The 16746-nt window shown below is 57.1% G+C and carries 15 protein-coding genes and 2 tRNA genes; 9 read left to right on the forward strand and 8 right to left on the reverse strand.

All coding sequences use genetic code 11. The annotated features are described in order from the left end of the window. Positions 1–51 precede the first annotated feature (51 nt). Entirely contained in the window at positions 52–3042 is a 2991-nt protein-coding gene (locus L972_RS22115) for a VWA domain-containing protein (RefSeq protein WP_162504340.1), read from the forward strand. A 73-nt stretch (positions 3043–3115) separates the two neighbouring features. Here L972_RS22115 and L972_RS07110 read toward each other — a convergent pair whose 3' ends face one another. Next, positions 3116–3610: a hypothetical protein gene (locus tag L972_RS07110; protein WP_005335330.1), complete on the reverse strand. Its 495-nt coding sequence runs from the start codon at positions 3608–3610 to the stop codon at positions 3116–3118. Positions 3611–3795: 185 nt separating this feature from the next. Between L972_RS07110 and L972_RS07115 the strand changes: the two genes are divergently transcribed. Further along, on the forward strand, positions 3796–5751 hold the full coding sequence (locus tag L972_RS07115; RefSeq protein ID WP_081990700.1) for a sensor domain-containing protein: 1956 nt from the start codon (positions 3796–3798) through the stop codon (positions 5749–5751). A gap of 63 nt (positions 5752–5814) precedes the next feature. Here the strand turns inward: L972_RS07115 and rraB are convergent, their stop codons facing one another. Continuing rightward, complete coding sequence (rraB, locus tag L972_RS07120) at positions 5815–6150, reverse strand: ribonuclease E inhibitor RraB (protein ID WP_026034893.1); 336 nt, start codon at positions 6148–6150, stop codon at positions 5815–5817. Positions 6151–6415: 265 nt separating this feature from the next. Here rraB and L972_RS07125 point away from each other — a divergent pair. From L972_RS07125 to L972_RS07140, 5 genes are all read left to right on the forward strand, one after another. Beyond that, positions 6416–6491: transfer RNA gene (locus L972_RS07125), tRNA-Phe, on the forward strand. A 4-nt stretch (positions 6492–6495) separates the two neighbouring features. Next, positions 6496–6571, forward strand: a tRNA-Asn gene (locus tag L972_RS07130). A gap of 83 nt (positions 6572–6654) precedes the next feature. Continuing rightward, positions 6655–6867 carry a hypothetical protein gene (locus tag L972_RS21780; RefSeq protein WP_156127043.1) on the forward strand — a complete coding sequence of 71 codons (213 nt, stop codon included), beginning with the start codon at positions 6655–6657 and terminating at the stop codon, positions 6865–6867. A gap of 130 nt (positions 6868–6997) precedes the next feature. Then, complete coding sequence (locus L972_RS07135; RefSeq protein WP_047437039.1) at positions 6998–8272, forward strand: alpha/beta fold hydrolase; 1275 nt, start codon at positions 6998–7000, stop codon at positions 8270–8272. A gap of 350 nt (positions 8273–8622) precedes the next feature. After that, the gene (locus L972_RS07140; protein ID WP_047437042.1) at positions 8623–9348 is read left to right on the forward strand and encodes a carbonic anhydrase; all 726 of its coding nucleotides are present in this window, start codon (positions 8623–8625) and stop codon (positions 9346–9348) included. Positions 9349–9434: 86 nt separating this feature from the next. Here the strand turns inward: L972_RS07140 and L972_RS07145 are convergent, their stop codons facing one another. Both L972_RS07145 and L972_RS07150 read right to left on the reverse strand, forming a co-directional pair. Continuing rightward, positions 9435–10343, reverse strand: coding sequence for a pseudouridine-5'-phosphate glycosidase (locus L972_RS07145; RefSeq protein WP_047437045.1), 909 nt, complete (start codon positions 10341–10343; stop codon positions 9435–9437). After that, complete coding sequence (locus tag L972_RS07150; protein WP_047437047.1) at positions 10337–11428, reverse strand: PfkB family carbohydrate kinase; 1092 nt, start codon at positions 11426–11428, stop codon at positions 10337–10339. The genes L972_RS07145 and L972_RS07150 overlap by 7 nt, the downstream gene beginning before the upstream one ends. A 204-nt stretch (positions 11429–11632) precedes the next feature. Here L972_RS07150 and L972_RS07155 point away from each other — a divergent pair, with 204 nt between their 5' ends. Beyond that, the gene (locus L972_RS07155; RefSeq protein ID WP_005335311.1) at positions 11633–12085 is read left to right on the forward strand and encodes an RNA methyltransferase; all 453 of its coding nucleotides are present in this window, start codon (positions 11633–11635) and stop codon (positions 12083–12085) included. 120 nt (positions 12086–12205) lie between these two features. On the opposite strand, the gene L972_RS07160 is transcribed toward L972_RS07155, so the two are convergent. Continuing rightward, the gene (locus L972_RS07160) at positions 12206–12949 is read right to left on the reverse strand and encodes a hypothetical protein (RefSeq protein ID WP_047437103.1); all 744 of its coding nucleotides are present in this window, start codon (positions 12947–12949) and stop codon (positions 12206–12208) included. A 188-nt stretch (positions 12950–13137) separates the two neighbouring features. Between L972_RS07160 and L972_RS07165 the strand changes: the two genes are divergently transcribed. Beyond that, the gene (locus tag L972_RS07165; protein WP_005335309.1) at positions 13138–13569 is read left to right on the forward strand and encodes a universal stress protein; all 432 of its coding nucleotides are present in this window, start codon (positions 13138–13140) and stop codon (positions 13567–13569) included. A gap of 77 nt (positions 13570–13646) precedes the next feature. Here L972_RS07165 and L972_RS07170 read toward each other — a convergent pair whose 3' ends face one another. The 3 genes from L972_RS07170 to L972_RS07180 all read right to left on the reverse strand — a co-directional run bounded on the left by L972_RS07170 (position 13647) and on the right by L972_RS07180 (position 16694). Beyond that, the gene (locus tag L972_RS07170; protein WP_005354246.1) at positions 13647–14282 is read right to left on the reverse strand and encodes a murein L,D-transpeptidase catalytic domain family protein; all 636 of its coding nucleotides are present in this window, start codon (positions 14280–14282) and stop codon (positions 13647–13649) included. A 174-nt stretch (positions 14283–14456) separates the two neighbouring features. Further along, complete coding sequence (locus L972_RS07175; protein WP_047437051.1) at positions 14457–15551, reverse strand: porin; 1095 nt, start codon at positions 15549–15551, stop codon at positions 14457–14459. A 342-nt stretch (positions 15552–15893) separates the two neighbouring features. Next, positions 15894–16694: a putative RNA methyltransferase gene (locus L972_RS07180; RefSeq protein ID WP_047437054.1), complete on the reverse strand. Its 801-nt coding sequence runs from the start codon at positions 16692–16694 to the stop codon at positions 15894–15896. Between the last annotated feature and the right edge of the window lie 52 nt (positions 16695–16746).

Raw genomic sequence — 16746 nt, forward strand, 5'->3', positions numbered from 1 at the left:
GTGGTGGGTTACACCACCAACACCGGCGCGAGCTCGACACTGACACTAACCATGAAGCCGGTGGTCGACGGTGTGACGCTCAAGGTTGAGCTGGTGAGTGGCGGGTTTGTGCCGGGGGCGGCGAAGGTAGAGCAGATCCTGTCCGACCTGGCTGGCAAGACGCAGTCTAAATTGCCGACCCCTGGCGATGATTATCTGGTTTCCAAGGATGGCAGCTGGGTCTTGGGCGGTGACGGCAAAGACACCATCAAGTACGGTAGTGGCGACCACTTCTCGGCAGATGGCGGTTCTGGCAATGACATTCTGATCGGCGGTGGCAGTGTCACTGACCATCTGATCGGTGGTGACGGGGACGACATCCTGATCGGCGGCAAGAACGCTACGTCGTCGGTGACTCTGGATGGCGGTGCGGGCAACGACACGCTGATAGCCCAAAGCCTGAAAGCCTCCACCTCTTATTATGGTGGCGATGGTCTGGATGTGGCCTATATGCCGGGTTCGATGAAGGATCTCAAGCTGATTAAGCCTAGTGGCTCACAGAGCTTTGATTACAGTCTCGTGTATAAAGACCCGATTAGCGGTGCTTTGACTTACCATGATTTTTACAGCGTTGAGACCCTTTACCTGCAAGATGGCAAGTATGAGTTCAAGGATGGCAACCTGACCAAGGTGGCTGATCTGGCGACGCTGAAGGTGGATGTCGATCTGATCGATAACGACGGCAGCGAACATTTTACCGAGCTGACCATCAAAGGGTTACCTCAGGGGACGCTACTGTCAGGCGGCACACTGCAGGCCGACGGCAGCTGGAAGGTGCCAGCCAGCATGCTGGATAAAGACGGGAAATTGTCGCTGCAGGTGGAGTTGCCTGTCGGTAGCCAGAATATCAAGGTGACCGTGGTGGCTGGTTCGCAAGAGTATGACATGAATGGTCAGCCGATAGCCGGTGAAGTGAAATATACCGAAGCGGATACCGGCTTTATGGTCAAGCCCACTAACCCGAATGGGGACAATGGTACGTCAGACAAACCTGTCGAGGGTGGGCGTGGTGATGATGTATTGCTGGGAGATATAGGTGGTATCAAGACCTCGGTTGAACCGGGCAAAAACTACAATATCGCCCTGATTGTAGATACATCAGGCAGTATGAAATTTGGCCTGGATGGAAGGGAAAACCCGCCTGCAGGTCAGGACAGAATGACCTTGACGATTAACGCCCTGAAAGCGTTGGCCAATCAGCTGGCAGGCCATGATGGTGTCGTTAACGTGACGCTCATTGGCTTTAGTAACTCGGCGAGTTCACTGTTGACGATTAACGATCTGTCCAGAAGTAATGTGCAGTCGTTTATCGACAAGATCAGCTCGTTGAAGGCCAACGGGGCGACCAACTACGAGGATGCCTTTATCAAGGCTGCCGCGTGGTTCAACAGCCAGCCGGGCAGTGGCAGCGGGAAAACGTTCGAGAACCTGACCTACTTCCTGACTGACGGTAACCCGACGGTTTATAACGGGGATACTTCGGGCAGTGGTGGCGATACCGACAATATCGATATGCAGAAGGCCATCGATGCTTTTGCGAATCTGTCCGGCCAGAGCGAGGTCAAGGCGATCGGCATCGGCACTGGCGTGACCCAGGGGAACCTGGCGTATTTCGACAATACCAAGGTGGTCGGTTCAGGTAGTCAATATGAGAACGCTCAGTTGCTGAATGATTTTTCCGGTAATACGGGGCCGTGGAGCGCGAATAGCTGGAGCAGGACTGGCGATAGCTCGGGGAGTGTCACAATGGTCGGTAGTCGGCTGGAGTTGAAAGATAGTGCGAAAAATCAAGCGTCAGTATTTGTCAGCGAAAAAATGACATTGGTGGCTGGTAGCGGTCTGCGCTTCGACCTTGGCAAGGGTAGTGATGTCGGCTCCGAAGACAGTTTCTCGGTGCAGCTGCAACACTGGAACGGCACTGCCTGGGTGAATGTTGGTGCCGCGGTGACCTCAGCGGGGACAATCAACAGCGGTGCGCTGGCTGCGGGTGATTACCGTTATGTTTTTACCATAAACGAGTGGGGAAACTCAGGAACGGCTACCCTGACGATCGATAATTTGATTAAGGTGATGGACGGGCGCCCGCCGGTTGGCCAACCCGATATCATCACCACGGCAGATCAGCTTAAGGCTGTGCTGGTTGGCAGTTCGACCACCAACACGCCTGCTGAGGTGGGGAATGATGTTCTGCACGGTGGCGCGGGCAACGATATCCTGTTCGGGGATGCCATCAATACCGATCACCTGCCGTGGGGCACGGCTGGCAACCCGGCCAAGCCGGCAGATTGGGTTGATGGCAAGGGACTGGATGGGCTGACCCAGTTCCTGACCTTGAAAAACGGTTATGCACCCAGCTCCCTTGAGCTTTACGAGTACATCAAGGGGAATGCCAACTCATTGGATGTGGCGGGCGATACCCGAGGGGGGAACGACAAGCTGCAAGGTGGCCTTGGTGACGATATCCTGTTTGGCCAGGGTGGCAACGATGAGCTCTATGGGAATGATGGCAAAGATATCCTTTATGGCGGAACTGGCAGCGACAAGCTGGATGGTGGTGCCGGGAACGATATTCTGAGCGGCGGTTTGGGTAACGATATCCTGACTGGTGGGGAAGGGACCGATATCTTCGTGTGGAACAAAGGGGATGCCAGTGCCAACAATCCAGCCACTGATGTCATTACTGATTTTAACAAGACGGCCAATAATACCGTCGACTTGAATCAGAAGGATGTCATTGACCTGAGTGACCTGCTTGATTCTGATGGAAGCAAGAGCGAGGCATCTCTGAAAGGGCTGCTCTCCATCTTTGAAGAGAGCGGTAAGGTTCGTTTGGAAGTAAGAGACGACACTTCTCAACATAATTTGATGCAAACAATTGTATTGGAAGGGCACTCTTTTGCCTCACTGACAGGCAATACATATACGGATAAGAGCCAAGCCAGCCAGGTCATCGACTATATGTTGTTGAACAATATGCTGGAGATCGACAAGCCTCATGGCTAAAACGAGCAAACAGTAGAAAAGCAAAAGCGGCAGAGCAATCTGCCGCTTTTTTTATCTTTGCAGGGAAGCGAAATCAGTTGCCGAGGGTGGCGAACAGGCTCTGCTCCAGGGTACCGCGGGAGACACAGACCGGCTTGATGGACGGGGCCGGTACGCGCTCGCCTGAGGATTCAACGAAGAACAGTTCGGTGTTGCCCTTGACGTTGACGGTGGCCACGCTGCTGTTGCCGCTCTGGGTGATGATCAGGTTGATCTGCAGGTTCGGGTTGCCCAGTGCAACTTTGGAACCCATGGTGCCGCAGTCCAGCCACTCCAGCCCATCGGCTGACTGGTTGACGTTGGCAGTCATCAGGCCGGAGCCCCGCTGGCTGTTTTCGATGGTGAGGCCGTGATCGGTGAACCACTTCTCGGCGCGAGCCCACACCAGATCCACCGGGATCGCCATTTCCTGAGTGTTGTTGGTTGCCTTGGCAATTGGCGGGTTGTAGCGATACTCCTCACCGCCGTTATTGTCACCAGCACAACCAACCAGCAGCAGCGCCAATGCGCTCCCCATAATCTTTTTCATCTTGTTTCTCTCGTCCATATCACCAGGCCATTGGCCAACCGGCGCCTATTATCGCCGGAGCGACAATCTCTGTCAGCAACCATCCAGCGTTCGATGTTATGGGGAGGTGATCGGGGTGCTTTACAAAATTGGTTTGCTATCATAGATTTGCTCGAAATTCCTCCATAAGCACCCCTGTGACCAACATGCTCACCCCGGATCTGCTGCAGCAGATCATCGACCAATTGCCAATGAGTATCTTCTGTCGGGATAGTTATGGGCGTTACCTGTTCGCCAATCGTGAGTTCGCCCGTGAAGCCAAGCTGGAGTCGCCTGCCGAGGTTGTCGGCAAGACAGATGCAGATATGCCATGGGGCGATCTCTTTCGCAGTGAGGATGAGCAGCTGCTTGCTGGAGGCGTGCCGATGCTGTATCAGCAGCTCCATTGCAACCGGGGCGGGAATACCTGCTGGATGGAGGTGCACAAGGTGCCTCTTTACACTCCGCAGGGGGAAGCTTGCGCAGTGTTCGGGGTGGTTAACGAGATTGCCCAGCGCAAAAGTCTTGAACAGACGGTCAAAAAGCAGCAGTTGTTGCAGCGTTTTCTGCTCGATGCCATTCCTGACCTGATCCGTTTCGATGATCACAACGGGGTATTGCTGGAGTGCAATCAGGCATTCCTCGACTTTATCGGCCAGGGGGCGGATGAGGTGCTGGGGCAGCAGCTGCCGTTCCGGTTGGCGGCGCCGCAGGGGATGGGTCATGGCGAGTGTTGTCTGCTGGATGCCAGTGGGCAGGGGCGACACATGGAGATCACCCGGGTCGATGTCCCCGATGGTGACGGCCACTCCCTAGGGATCCTGACGCTGGGGCGTGACATCACCGGCCTGCGCACCACTCAGGCGCAGTTGCAGCAGGAGCAGCACTACGACAGTCTGACCGGGCTGCTCAAACTCTCCCGGTTCTTGCAGACCAGCCGCCATCTTGGGGGACGCAGTGCCACGCTGGTGCTGGTCGATCTGCACCATTTTCGTGAGATCAACGATCGCTTCGGCATCCGGATTGCCGACCGCCTGCTGAGCCAGGTGGCCAAGCGGTTGCAGCAGCTGGTACCGCCGCGTTCCCTGCTCTGTCGGGTCGCTGCCGATGACTTCAGCCTGCTGTTGCCCGACTTCAACGAGCCATTGCAGGGGTGGAGCCAGCATCTGCAGCAGCAGTTGATGGAGCACTATCAGGTGGAAGATCATCGCATCCAGATACCGGCGTTTCTGGGGCTGGCCCAGGGGCGGGCAAGCGATGCCGAGCGGTTGCTCAGTCATGCCGAGGCTGCGTTGGCGCAGGGCAAACGGCAGCAGCAGTACTGCACCCTGTTTGATCCCGAGCTGCATGCCCGGCTCAAGCGGCGTCAGCTGATCGCTGCCCAGTTGCCGCTCGCCATCAAGTCTGCCCAGCTGGTAGCCGTCTATCAGCCCATCATCTGTACCCGTACTCACAGACTGCACGGCGCCGAGCTGCTCTGTCGCTGGCCCCATCCCGAGCTTGGGATGATCTCCCCCGACGAATTCATTCCGTTGGCGGAAGAGATGGGGATCATCGGTCAACTGGGTCAGTTGATGCTGGAGCAGGGCTGTGCCCAGCTGGCGCAGTGGCAAACTGCGCAGCCGGATATGGTGCTCTCCATCAACCTTTCGCCGCTGCAGTTCCGTGATCCGGCGCTCTGTGAGCGGGTCTCAGCCTGCATCGTTCGCCATGGTCTCAAGGCCAGTCAACTGGAGCTGGAGATCACCGAAGGGGTACTAATGGAGAATGCCGACGAGATTGAGACCAACCTCGACAACCTGATCGCCGCCGGTTTTCAGTTGGCCATCGACGACTTTGGTACTGGTTACTGTTCACTGGCCTATCTGCCGCGTTTGCAGGTGGCGACCCTCAAGCTGGATCGCAGCTTCACTCAGGGGCTCGCCAGCAATAGCGCGACCACCGCTATCGTGCGTTCGGTCATCGGATTGGGCCATGAGCTCGGGATCCGGATCACCGCCGAAGGGGTAGAGACACCTGAGCAGCAGCTATGGCTGACCGAGGCGGGGTGTGATCGGCTACAGGGCTATCTGTTCAGTCGCCCCCTGCCGCCGGCGGAGTTTGCTGCCAGCTATCTGGCGTGAAAGCTCGTCAGAAACAACAAGGCCACCGCAAGGTGGCCTTGTTGTTTTACGATGGAGGCAGGATCAATCCTGGAAGTAGGTGCCCCAGCCATCGTAATCCACCCCGTATTTTTCGAGGATGGGCAGCATCTTGGCGATATCGGCGACGATCGCTTCGACATTCAGCTTGCACTCGATGGTGGCATCGAAGCAGAAGATGGTGGCGCCGTCATCCAGCTCCATCTCTTCGGCATCGGTCACTTCAAAACCGGCCTTGAACAGGTCAACCGCTGCTTTTTCCAGACGGTCGAAATCCTGGCAGGCGAAGTGGTGCTCGATGTCGTAATCCGCATCGGGATTGCTGCCATCGGCCAGCAGTTCGTTGACGATCTCGGTGGTCTCATCACGCCACTCTTGCATATTCAGACTCATGTTGCCTCCAGGCGGTATCATTGCGGCAAAGCATACTCGCAGAGTGGATTCGGCTCAATGCGGCGGACCCACTGAACCTCGAATTTCCATCATATTAGCGCAGACTGCAGGGTGTTCAGAGGACAGCGAGTATGGCAAACAGGGCTGAAATGGATAATAAATGGCCGCTTCGTTCGGTTGTTGAGCGAACGCGCTTTTTATCGTGCCATCATGGTTGACACTCTGCGCTGGAAAGGGTTTAATGCGCGCCGTTGCCCAGATAGCTCAGTCGGTAGAGCAGGGGATTGAAAATCCCCGTGTCGGCGGTTCGATTCCGTCTCTGGGCACCATAATTCCTCCTTAGTTCAGTCGGTAGAACGGCGGACTGTTAATCCGTATGTCACTGGTTCAAGTCCAGTAGGAGGAGCCAAATTCGAAAAGCCCGCTCAATCGAGCGGGCTTTTTCATTTCTAGTTGCTGTTGCATGCGGCCAAAAAGAGCGTCGCGCCACAGGTGGCACTGAACAGCAGCATTCCGGTTTGCAACATGCTGCCAGGGCATGGCTTCTTCTCTTTTTTTCTGGCCCTGATCCACTTCGGTTTCATCACATTCCCTTATCCATTTTGTCGGCCTGAATGGCTGCACTCCTGTGCAGGCGAGCCATCTTTGTTGAATGGCACCATGGCGTCAATCTCCCCCGCAAAACAATTAATTCAGCAGCGTTGAAGAGCGGCTTGTCGGGTGATGATGCGACCTTTAAGCCATTGTTAACATTTTGGAAAACCGGAGTGACCCTGTGGCTGGGCGAGGATATGATGGGGTCAATGATGTTCCCATCCTGACGGAGAGATCCCAGATGAGCAGCCCCTTGAGCTATGTACTGGACGGCATTCATTGCGAGCCGCACTTTTTTACCGTTCCCCTCGATCATGATGAGCCGGATGGCGACAGCATTACCCTGTTTGCCCGTACCCTCTGCCGTAAAGACAAGCTCGATGAGAAGTTGCCCTGGCTGCTTTTTCTGCAAGGGGGGCCGGGATTCGGGGCTCCGCGCCCGACGGCCAACAGTGGTTGGCTCAAACGGGCGTTGCAGGAGTTCCGAGTGCTGCTGCTGGATCAGCGTGGCACCGGGATGTCGAGCTCAATTCACGGGCAGATTCTGGCCAAAATGACACCGACCGAGCAGGCGGAGTATCTCAGCCATTTTCGCGCCGACAGCATAGTGCAAGATGCCGAGTTCATCCGGCAGGAGCTCAGCCCCAAGCATCGCTGGAGCTTGCTGGGTCAGAGCTTTGGCGGCTTTTGCTGCCTGACCTATCTCTCGCTCTTCCCCGATAGCCTGCGGGAGGTCTATATCACCGGCGGCATCGCGCCGATTGGCCGCAGCGCCGAGGAGGTTTACCGCGCCACCTATCAGCGGGTGGCTGACAAGAACCGAGCCTTCTTCGCCCGCTTCCCCCACGCTCAGGGGATTGCCAACCGGTTGGCCAACCATCTGCACCAGCACGATGTGCGGCTGCCCAACGGTCAGCGCCTGACGGTGGAGCAGTTCCAGCAGCAGGGGCTGGATCTCGGTGCTACGGGTGCTTTCGAGGAGCTTTATTACCTGCTGGAAGAGGCCTTTATCGGTGACAAGCTGAGCCCGGCCTTTCTCTATCAGGTGCAGAGCATGCAGCCATTCAATACCAACCCGCTGTTTGCCATTCTGCACGAGGCTATCTACGCCGAAGGGGAGGCGACTCGCTGGGCGGCGGATCGGGTCAGAGGGGAGTTTCCTGCGGTGAACTGGGCACCCGGCAAGGATTTCGCCTTCACCGGCGAGATGGTTTACCCCTGGATGTTCGAGCAGTACCGCGAGTTGCTGCCCCTGAAAGAGGCGGCTCATCTGCTGGCCAACAAGGCGGACTGGGGGGCGCTCTATGACCCGGCCCAGCTGGCCCGCAACCAGGTGCCGGTAGCCTGCGCCGTCTATGCCGAGGATATGTATGTGGAGTTTGACTACAGTCGCGAAACTCTGCGTGGTCTTGGCAACAGTCGCGCCTGGATCACCAATGAGTATGAGCACAACGGTTTGCGTGCCGATGGTGAAGCGATTCTTGATCGTCTGATCGCCCTGAATCGCGACCGTTAATTGCCGTTGTCGGCAACCATCGCGGGAGCTCGGATTCCCGCGATGGTTGTTATGGATGGTTGTTATGAAAGCGTGACACCCTGAACCTTGACCCGTATCCGCCAGACGATGAGTGGATAGCCGGCTGATTAATTTCCCCCTCTTTCACTGTCTCTGCCGATCCCTCACCATATACTTGCCAAACGACTCTGTATTGAGCCGCGGTCAAACCGATTGACCAACCCGTGCTCGTTACCATTAGAAAGTCGCTCCGATGCTCTGTATTCCGCGTATCTGATATGCCATCTCTGCATGCCCCGCTATCCGGGGGAGGGGATGGTCGTGCTTTTCAATCAAGATAAGGATGTATGATGAGAAAGTCTCTGTTGGCCTGCTCCCTGTTGCTGTGCCCTGTCGTGTTTGCTGCCACTCCCCATTGGGAATATAGCGGTGAGGCGGGGCCTGCCCACTGGGCCAAGCTGACCCCTGAGTTTGGCCAGTGTGCGGGCAGCAATCAGTCGCCGGTTGACCTGAGCGGATCGGTCGAGGCCAAACTGGCCCCGCTGGTACTCCACTATCAGGCGGGTGGCAACACAGTGGTCAACAACGGTCATACCGTGCAGGTCGGTTATGCCCCGGGCAGCACCTTGCAACTCGATGGCACCACGTTTGAACTAAAGCAGTTTCACTTCCACGCCCCGAGTGAGAACCTCATCGAGGGCAAATCCTATCCGCTGGAAGGGCATCTGGTGCATGTCAGTGACAAGGGAGAGATCGCCGTGGTGGCGGTGATGTTCGAGGCTGGCAAGGCCAATCCGGTGCTGGCGGCAGCTTGGAGTGTATTACCTGCCAAGGTGGGGGAGATCCAGGCCCTCAAGGCGCCGCTCTCTGCTGAGCAACTACTGCCCGAGAATCGTGACTACTATCGCTTCAGCGGTTCCCTTACTACGCCTCCCTGCTCGGAAGGAGTGCGCTGGCTGGTGATGAAGCAGCCGGTCGAGGTCAGTCAGGCCCAGATCGACGCATTCAAGGCGGTGATGCACCACCCCAACAACCGGCCGGTGCAGCCCCTCAATGGGCGCGTGGTACTGCAATAACACAGTGTTGCAATAGCGCTGCAGATAGCAAAAACAACAAGAGGGCCGTGAGGCCCTCTTTTACATAGCGAGGTATCGGCGAGCGATCAGAGGCTGGCGGCGATCCGGGCGCCGAGGGCCGCGTTGTTCAGTACCAGCTGGATGTTGGCGGCGAGTGAGTTGCCGCCGGTCAGCTCGCAGACGCGGGCCAGCAGGAAGGGGGTCGACGCCTTGCCCTTGATCCCCTGCTCATCGGCTTCACGCAGCGCTTGGGCAATGGCTGCGTCGATATCGGCTTTGGGCATGGCGTGTGCGCTCGGGATGGGGTTGGCCACCACGGCACCGCCCGCCAGTCCCAGCTCCCACTTGAGGCGAAGCGCCTCGGCGATGGCTGCTGGACTATCCAGTCGGTAGTCGACCTTGAAGCCGCTCTCGCGGGTGTAGAAGGCGGGCAGATCTTCGGTTTGATAGCCGATCACCGGCACGCCCTGGGTCTCCAGATACTCCAGGGTCAGCCCGATATCGAGGATCGACTTGGCGCCGGCACAGACTACGGCCACTGGCGTTTGTGCCAGCTCCTGAAGATCGGCCGAGATATCGAAGGTCTCCTGCGCCCCGCGATGTACCCCGCCGATCCCGCCGGTGGCAAAGACCCGGATCCCCGCCATGGCAGCGATGATCATGGTCGAGGCGACCGTGGTGGCCCCCATACCCTTGCGCGCCAGCACGAACGGAATGTCGCGGCGGCTGCACTTGGTCACATCGTGGCCAGCTCGGCCGAGCGCTTCCAGTGCACCCGCATCGAGACCCACCTTGAGGCGGCCGTCGAGGATGGCGATGGTGGCCGGAATGGCGCCGTTATCTCGCACCACCTGTTCAACCTGACGGGCCGTCTCCACGTTCTGTGGATAGGGCATGCCGTGGGAAATGATGGTGGATTCGAGGGCGACGACCGGTTTGCCGGCAGCCAGCGCGGCAGCCACTTCCGGTTGGATATCGAGGTAAGCGTTCAGCATGAGTACTCCTCCAGTATGCGGTCAACGGCGGTCTTGCTCAGACCGGAAAAAACGGTATCGGAACAATTGACGGTGAGTGCGGCGCAGCCCAGGGCAAAGCGGGTGGTTTGGGCAATGTCGAGCTGTTGCAGCCAGGCGTGGGCAAGGCCAGCCATAAATGCATCCCCGCCGCCGGTGACGTTGAGTACCGGACTGCCCAGTACCGGCAGGTGACCCTGCTGCTCGCCATCGCTGTAGAAGATCCCCAGTTCACCCAGACTGAGGAACAGTCGCTTGACCCCGGCGCGGTGGAACCAGGCGGCTACCATGGGCCAGGTTTCGGGCCCGGCGATGGTCATACCGCACAGCTGCTCGGCTTCACTGCGATTGGGTTTGAGGGTGTGGATCTTGCCGATCCAAGGGCGGATCTTCTCCACCTTGGCCACCGAAACGGTATCGACAAAGATGGCGTGCTCCCCCTGTCGCTCGAACAGCCAGTCGAGGGTGTGGATGGCCAGATTGGTATCGAGCACCCAAAGCCGGGCACCGCCGAGAAAGCCTGCGAGGGGGGTCAGGCGGGCAGGGGTGAGCTGCTCTATGATGGCCATGTCATTGATAGCGCAGCTCATTTCGCCGCTGCCATCATGCAGGCTGAGATAGCAGGAGGTGGCGTGACCATCGAGCACCAGAGTCTGGCGCACATCGACGCCGGCCCGCTGGCTCACTTCCAATAGATGGTGGCCATATTGGTCGTTGCCGACCGCTGTCAGCAGCCGGGTGTCGCTGCCGAGCCGCGCCAGATTCTCAGCGATATTGCGACCGACACCGCCTGCCGAGGTGCGCACCTTGCCCGGGTTGGAGTCGCCGAGCAGCAGGTTGTCGTGGCTGGTGCCGCAAATATCCATATTGGCACCGCCGATCACCACCACGTATGGGCCTTCTCGCAGTACATAACCTCTGCCTTGCACATACCCCTGCCGGATCAGGCTTGAGATGTGGCTGGCCAGCGCGGAGCGGCTGATGCCGAGGCGATCGGCCAGCTCCTGCTGGGCAATCATGGGATCCTGACGCAGCAGGGCGAGGATCTCTTGTTCACGCTCAGTCATAGACAAACATCCATTTACAAACGTTTGTCTATTATTGCTGGGAAACGTTTGCTGGCTATCGGCTTGTACAAGATTTGTCGGCTTGCGCACAAAAAATCGACATTCAAAGCTGGGTTGGTAAGCGGTTTAGCCGGGGAGGGGACTTTTAACGGGTCGATGGCCCTGCAACGGCTTATAATGGCCGCCGCAAGATGAGGAGAGATGATGGAAAAGAGTGCATTCTGTTGCGTGGGGCTGGTCAATCCCAAGTCTCCGGAAAATGTCGGCTCCGTGATGCGGGCTGCGGGCTGCTACGGGGTGGACGAGGTCTACTACACCGGCAACCGCTTCGAGTTGGCGCGCCGCTTTGCCACCGATACCAAGCAGATGGTGGAGAAGATCCCGCTGCTCGGGGTGGATGATCTGATGGCGTTTATCCCGCAGGGATGCGTGCCCGTGGTGGTCGATTTGATCGACGGCGCTACGCCGCTCCCCGACTATGTCCATCCGGAACGCGCTTTTTATATCTTCGGGCCGGAGGATGGCACGCTCGATCCCGCCCTCTATGGCGCGGTGAAAGATGTGGTCTATGTGCCGACCCAGGGCTGCATGAATCTGGCCGCCTCGGTCAATGTGATCCTCTATGACCGCTTGGCGAAGGGGTTCCGGCAACCCTGAGTTGTGGCGTGGCCACGGTCAGTCAAACCGTAATGGAAACGGTGTTGCTCATAGACTGGTTGCTGGCGGTGGCTGCTGTTGACGGGGCTGCGGCATCCTTCTCTTTCCCCTATGGTGGGATCAGTTTTCGCCGGCCTTGACCGCCTGCTCCTCGAGAAAGTCGCGGTAGTAGTCATAGAGGTGATAACGGCGATATATCTCGACCAGCGTGCCGCGACGGATCAGATTCACCATCTCCTGATCCCACAGCTGCAATAAGCGCTCGCCCTGCTCGGTATCGGTAAAAATGGGGTAAGTCGGGATCCAGCGCAAAATGGTGCGGTACATATTGGCCGGGGTCTCATCGGCTGCATGGAGCACGCCAGCGGTCAGGTAATAGCGATAGCGCCCCTTGCCAATCAGCTGCAGGGCCATCTCATGGCTGTCGATCTCGTGCCACCGCATGGTAACCGGAAGATATTTATCCAGCACCCATCCTCGCCGCCAGAGGACGGTCTCGCCTTCCAGACTGCGCTCTCCCCGCCATTGCGGCTGCCACTGCTTGAGCATGAAGACGGTCACATCATCGGCGGAGGCTGGCTGATGGGGCTGCCTGACCCCCTTGATCTCGTCCCGATAGACACTCATCGCCATATCCCCCTCTTGCCTGGCTACCATGGCGACGGCACGTTTGTAGGGCACGATATGGGGCACGATCTGATAGCCGTGGGGTTGGTAGATGGTTCGCACCAGATCGAGATAGATACCGTGGCCATCCGGTTGGCAGAAACCGGGCCAGCCATCGCAATAGACGTGAATATCGGCTGTGCGAGCGTGGGCGATCGCAAACAGAGAGCAAAGCAGCAAACAACCGATGCGCAGCATGGTCAGCATTATCCTCGCAGGGGTGAGGAGAGCATTTATCACCTGATTTATACCATGCATTGATCGCGGCGGGCGGAGAAAACATCTCGCATCTCCATTTTGCGACAGGGTCGAGGGTTATTTGCGGTCGGATCGTTATGATCGAGTAAAGATTCAATAGCACCCCAATCAGTAGAGGAGACTGCATTATGCCATCGATCAAGACTCTGCTCTGTCCAGTCGATTTTTCCCAAATGTCTCGCGCGGTACTCGACTATGCCGTTTTCATGGCACAGAGCCATCAGGCCCAGCTCAAGCTGATCCACGTGGTTGATCAACTGCACGGTTTTGACAGTTACAAGATCCTTCATATGACGGCCATCGAGATCACTCACGAGATGGAGCGTCAGGCCAGAACCCAGCTCAAAGAGCTGGTTGCCACCCTGCCGATCCCGGCCACCTTTGATATTCGCTTTGGCCGCGCCGCCGATGAAATTGTCATTCAGGCCAAGGAGGATGAGGTTGAGCTGATCGTGATGGGCAGCCACGGTCGCTCCGGTATCAGCCATCTGCTGGTAGGCAGTGTCGCCGAGTCTGTGGTGCGTCATGCACCCTGTCCAGTACTGGTGGTGCGCCAATAACGCGCCACGTTTAGTGTGAAAAGCGTAACAAACAAGGCCAGCGATTGCTGGCCTTGCGTTTTCTGGTGTTGTGCCCGCTAGCCGTGGGCGTAGATGACACTCCCCCCCTTGATGGTATCTATGATGGCCCTGGCCTGCTCTTTGGGCAGGGCGGGGCAACCCCAACTGCGGCCCAGCTTGTCATATTTGCGCAGATGGGTCGGGCTGGCATAGGCGGCGCCATGTACCACGATGGCACGCTTGCGGGCATTGCTGTTCTTGCCAGGGCTGAGCCCGTCCAGCCGCAGGGAGTAGCCATGTTTGCCCAGATAGGTTTCTGCGGTGCGATAGACGCCGAGGGAACTTTGGCGGGAGTTGAGCTGGTTGGAAAAGTGTTTTGCGGCCAGTTCACCTGAGTTGCGGCCATGGCTGACCCAGGTGTGATAGAGCAGCTTGTGGCGTTTCATATCGATGACAAACAGTCTGCGCTGGGTGGATGGCTTGCTGTAATCGATGATGGTGAGAATGGGTTTGCGTTTGTGGCGCACAGTTTGATAACTGTTGAGTGCCTGACGAAAGGTCTGTTTATCCAGCTTGCCTGCCAGACCCAGTTGACGATAGAGGCTCTGATCCCAGCTGGCATCTGCCGTGCTGCTCCAGATGAGCGATATCAACAGCAGTGGCAACAGCAGCCATCCGCGTTGCCAGTCTATGTTCCCGCGCGCTTGTCTCATCCGTGAATATCTCCTTGTCACTCCCTGTCAACGACGCGGATATTGCCATCAATCCGCTCGATAGTTATATGCAAGGTGCTGAAAAGGCGCAATAAAAAAACCGGCCGCAGAGCGGCCGGAAGTAATTCAAACAGTAGACATTGGTATCACAGGGTATAACTGACTTCCAATTACTTAGAAGTTGTACTGCAGGGCAACCGCGACTACGTCGTCGGTGTTCTTGCCCAGAGAGTTGGTGTGAGCATCCACGCCATTGTTGTCCAACAGATTGATCTTGTAGTCAACGTAGGCGTTGAAGTTGTCGGTGAAGTTGTACCAGGCACCGATAGATACGTACTCGGTGTAGGTGTCATCGATACCGTGAGCGGTATCTTTCACGTCAGTGCGCAGGTAGGCCAGAGAAGGCTTGAACTTGCCGATGGCGTACTGGGCAACAGCTTCGTAGCCATCCATTTTCTCTGCATAGCCGTTGAAGGTTTTGACATACAGGTGGTCTTCACCGTGGGAATAGGTTGCTGCCAAGTAAAGGTCACCCACTGCGTATTTGGCACCTACGCCGTATAGTTTAGCGTCGCGATCACCACCAAAAGCGGCATTGGCTGCCTGCTCATCTGTTTTACCTGCTTGGTTATAAGCAGTACCCAGACTCAGACCCATGTCGAAATCATAGTTGGCAGATACAGCAAAACCTTCTGCTGAGCCCTTCGGATTCCAAGTGCTGTGTGCACCAGAGAGGTTAGAGCGGTCAGCATTCTGCGGATCATTGTTACCGGTGAACTGGGCTCCCAGAGTCAGCCCCTGATAGGTGTAGATGTACTGGGCCAGACCGTTGGTACGGCCGGTACCGAATACTTCAGTATCTTTGCCCAGGCCGTCACCGCCCCACTCAGGCAGGACGTCGGTATAGTTGTTGACGGCCTTAGTGAACAGGCCATCCTGACGACCATAGCTGAATGCGCCGAAACGGTCGTGCTTGATGCCGGCATAGGCATAACGCAGCTCGTCGTTGTCAGAACCGGAAGTCGGCAGGTTGTACTCGGCAAAGCCGAACGCCTTCATCTCGGGAGCAATCTTGGTCTCGCCAGCAACGTGCAGACGGAAGTAGCTCTGGTCACCTTCGGAACCGTTGTCGTCAGTACCGTAGTAAGCACCTTGTGCACGGCCGCCGATTTCCAGCTTGGTATCGTTCTGGTTGTAAACGGTAGCAGCATGGGCGCCGCTCGCCAGCAGCAGGCTGGAAATGACAATAGTCAGTGCAGACTTCTTCATATGCGTTATTCCTCTGATGTAAACACTTCCGAACTTGTTGTCGGTTCTGTGAAATCGGAAATAGTCCGATAGCCACACGGTAGGCGTCCCAACCTTGACTGGGCCTGAATCCATCGTTGTTTAATTGAGGTGACGAGGTCGTTATCAATTCTGGGTGTGACGGTTTTTGACAAGATAAAAAGGGATTAAATTTAATGAATTATTTTCTAGTGACTTTTTTGACATCAAGGCTGTTCTGAGCAACAAGGTTGATGGCTCAAGTTGTGAGCCAGATCACGCAGGGGAGAATGGGGCGTGGCGGGAAAAACGGGGGGGGGAGCCTTGCAAGGCTCCCCCCAGTGATCAGATGGGCTTTTGCCACAGGGTCAGCAGCAGATCCTGTTCCAGTTCATTCGGGCCCTGTTGAGCGAAAGCGTGACGCTGCTCACCGGTTGCCCGCCAGCCAAGACGGCTGGTCTCCAGAATAAAGCTGCGCATGGCCTGATCCATGGTGAGGCTGAACTGACAGCGCTGTTGAGCCATCGGATTGAGACCGCCGAGGGTTGGCCAGCTGAGGGGGTGTTCCATGCTCACCGGGTTGAGGCTGACTCTCAGTTGCCACTGATGGCGCGGGCCAGGCTGCAGATAGAGCAGATAGCCACCGGGGGCCAGCCAGCTGACCAGCTGTTCGGTCTTGACCTTGAGATCGTTGACCAACAGCACCTGAGCAGAACCCGGTTGCAACGGCGCGCGAGCGGGATCGGCAATGACAAACTGGCCGTCCGGCTGCGCTTTTTTGGCGGCAAAGATGGTGTTCTTGGCGATATCAACCCCGGCAAACTGCCAGCCGGGCAGGCGCTCTGCCAGCGCGCGGCAGTAGTAGCCTTCACCACATCCCAGATGAACCAGCTCTTGCGGGGCCAGCGGAGCGAGCAGGGCGGCCATGGCCTCAACCAGCGGCAGTTGGTGGCCAGCTTCCAGGAAATGGTGTTTGGCGCGCATCAGGGCACGGCTGTCGCTGTCTTTGGGGTTTTTCTTGCCGGGGATGAGATCCAGATAACCTTCCGGTGCCGGATCGAAGTGATGCTTGTTGTCGCAATAGCGCCCCTGAGAGGCTTCATGAAGATGGAGCGGACTGCGGCAACGGGGACATTGAAGGTGCATAGTAACTCTCTGGGCGAATGCCGGAACAGTGAAGGGCGTTCGGGATTATAGG

It is taken from the genome of Aeromonas sp. ZOR0001 (genome assembly GCF_000801015.1).
Classification (GTDB): domain Bacteria; phylum Pseudomonadota; class Gammaproteobacteria; order Enterobacterales; family Aeromonadaceae; genus Aeromonas; species Aeromonas veronii.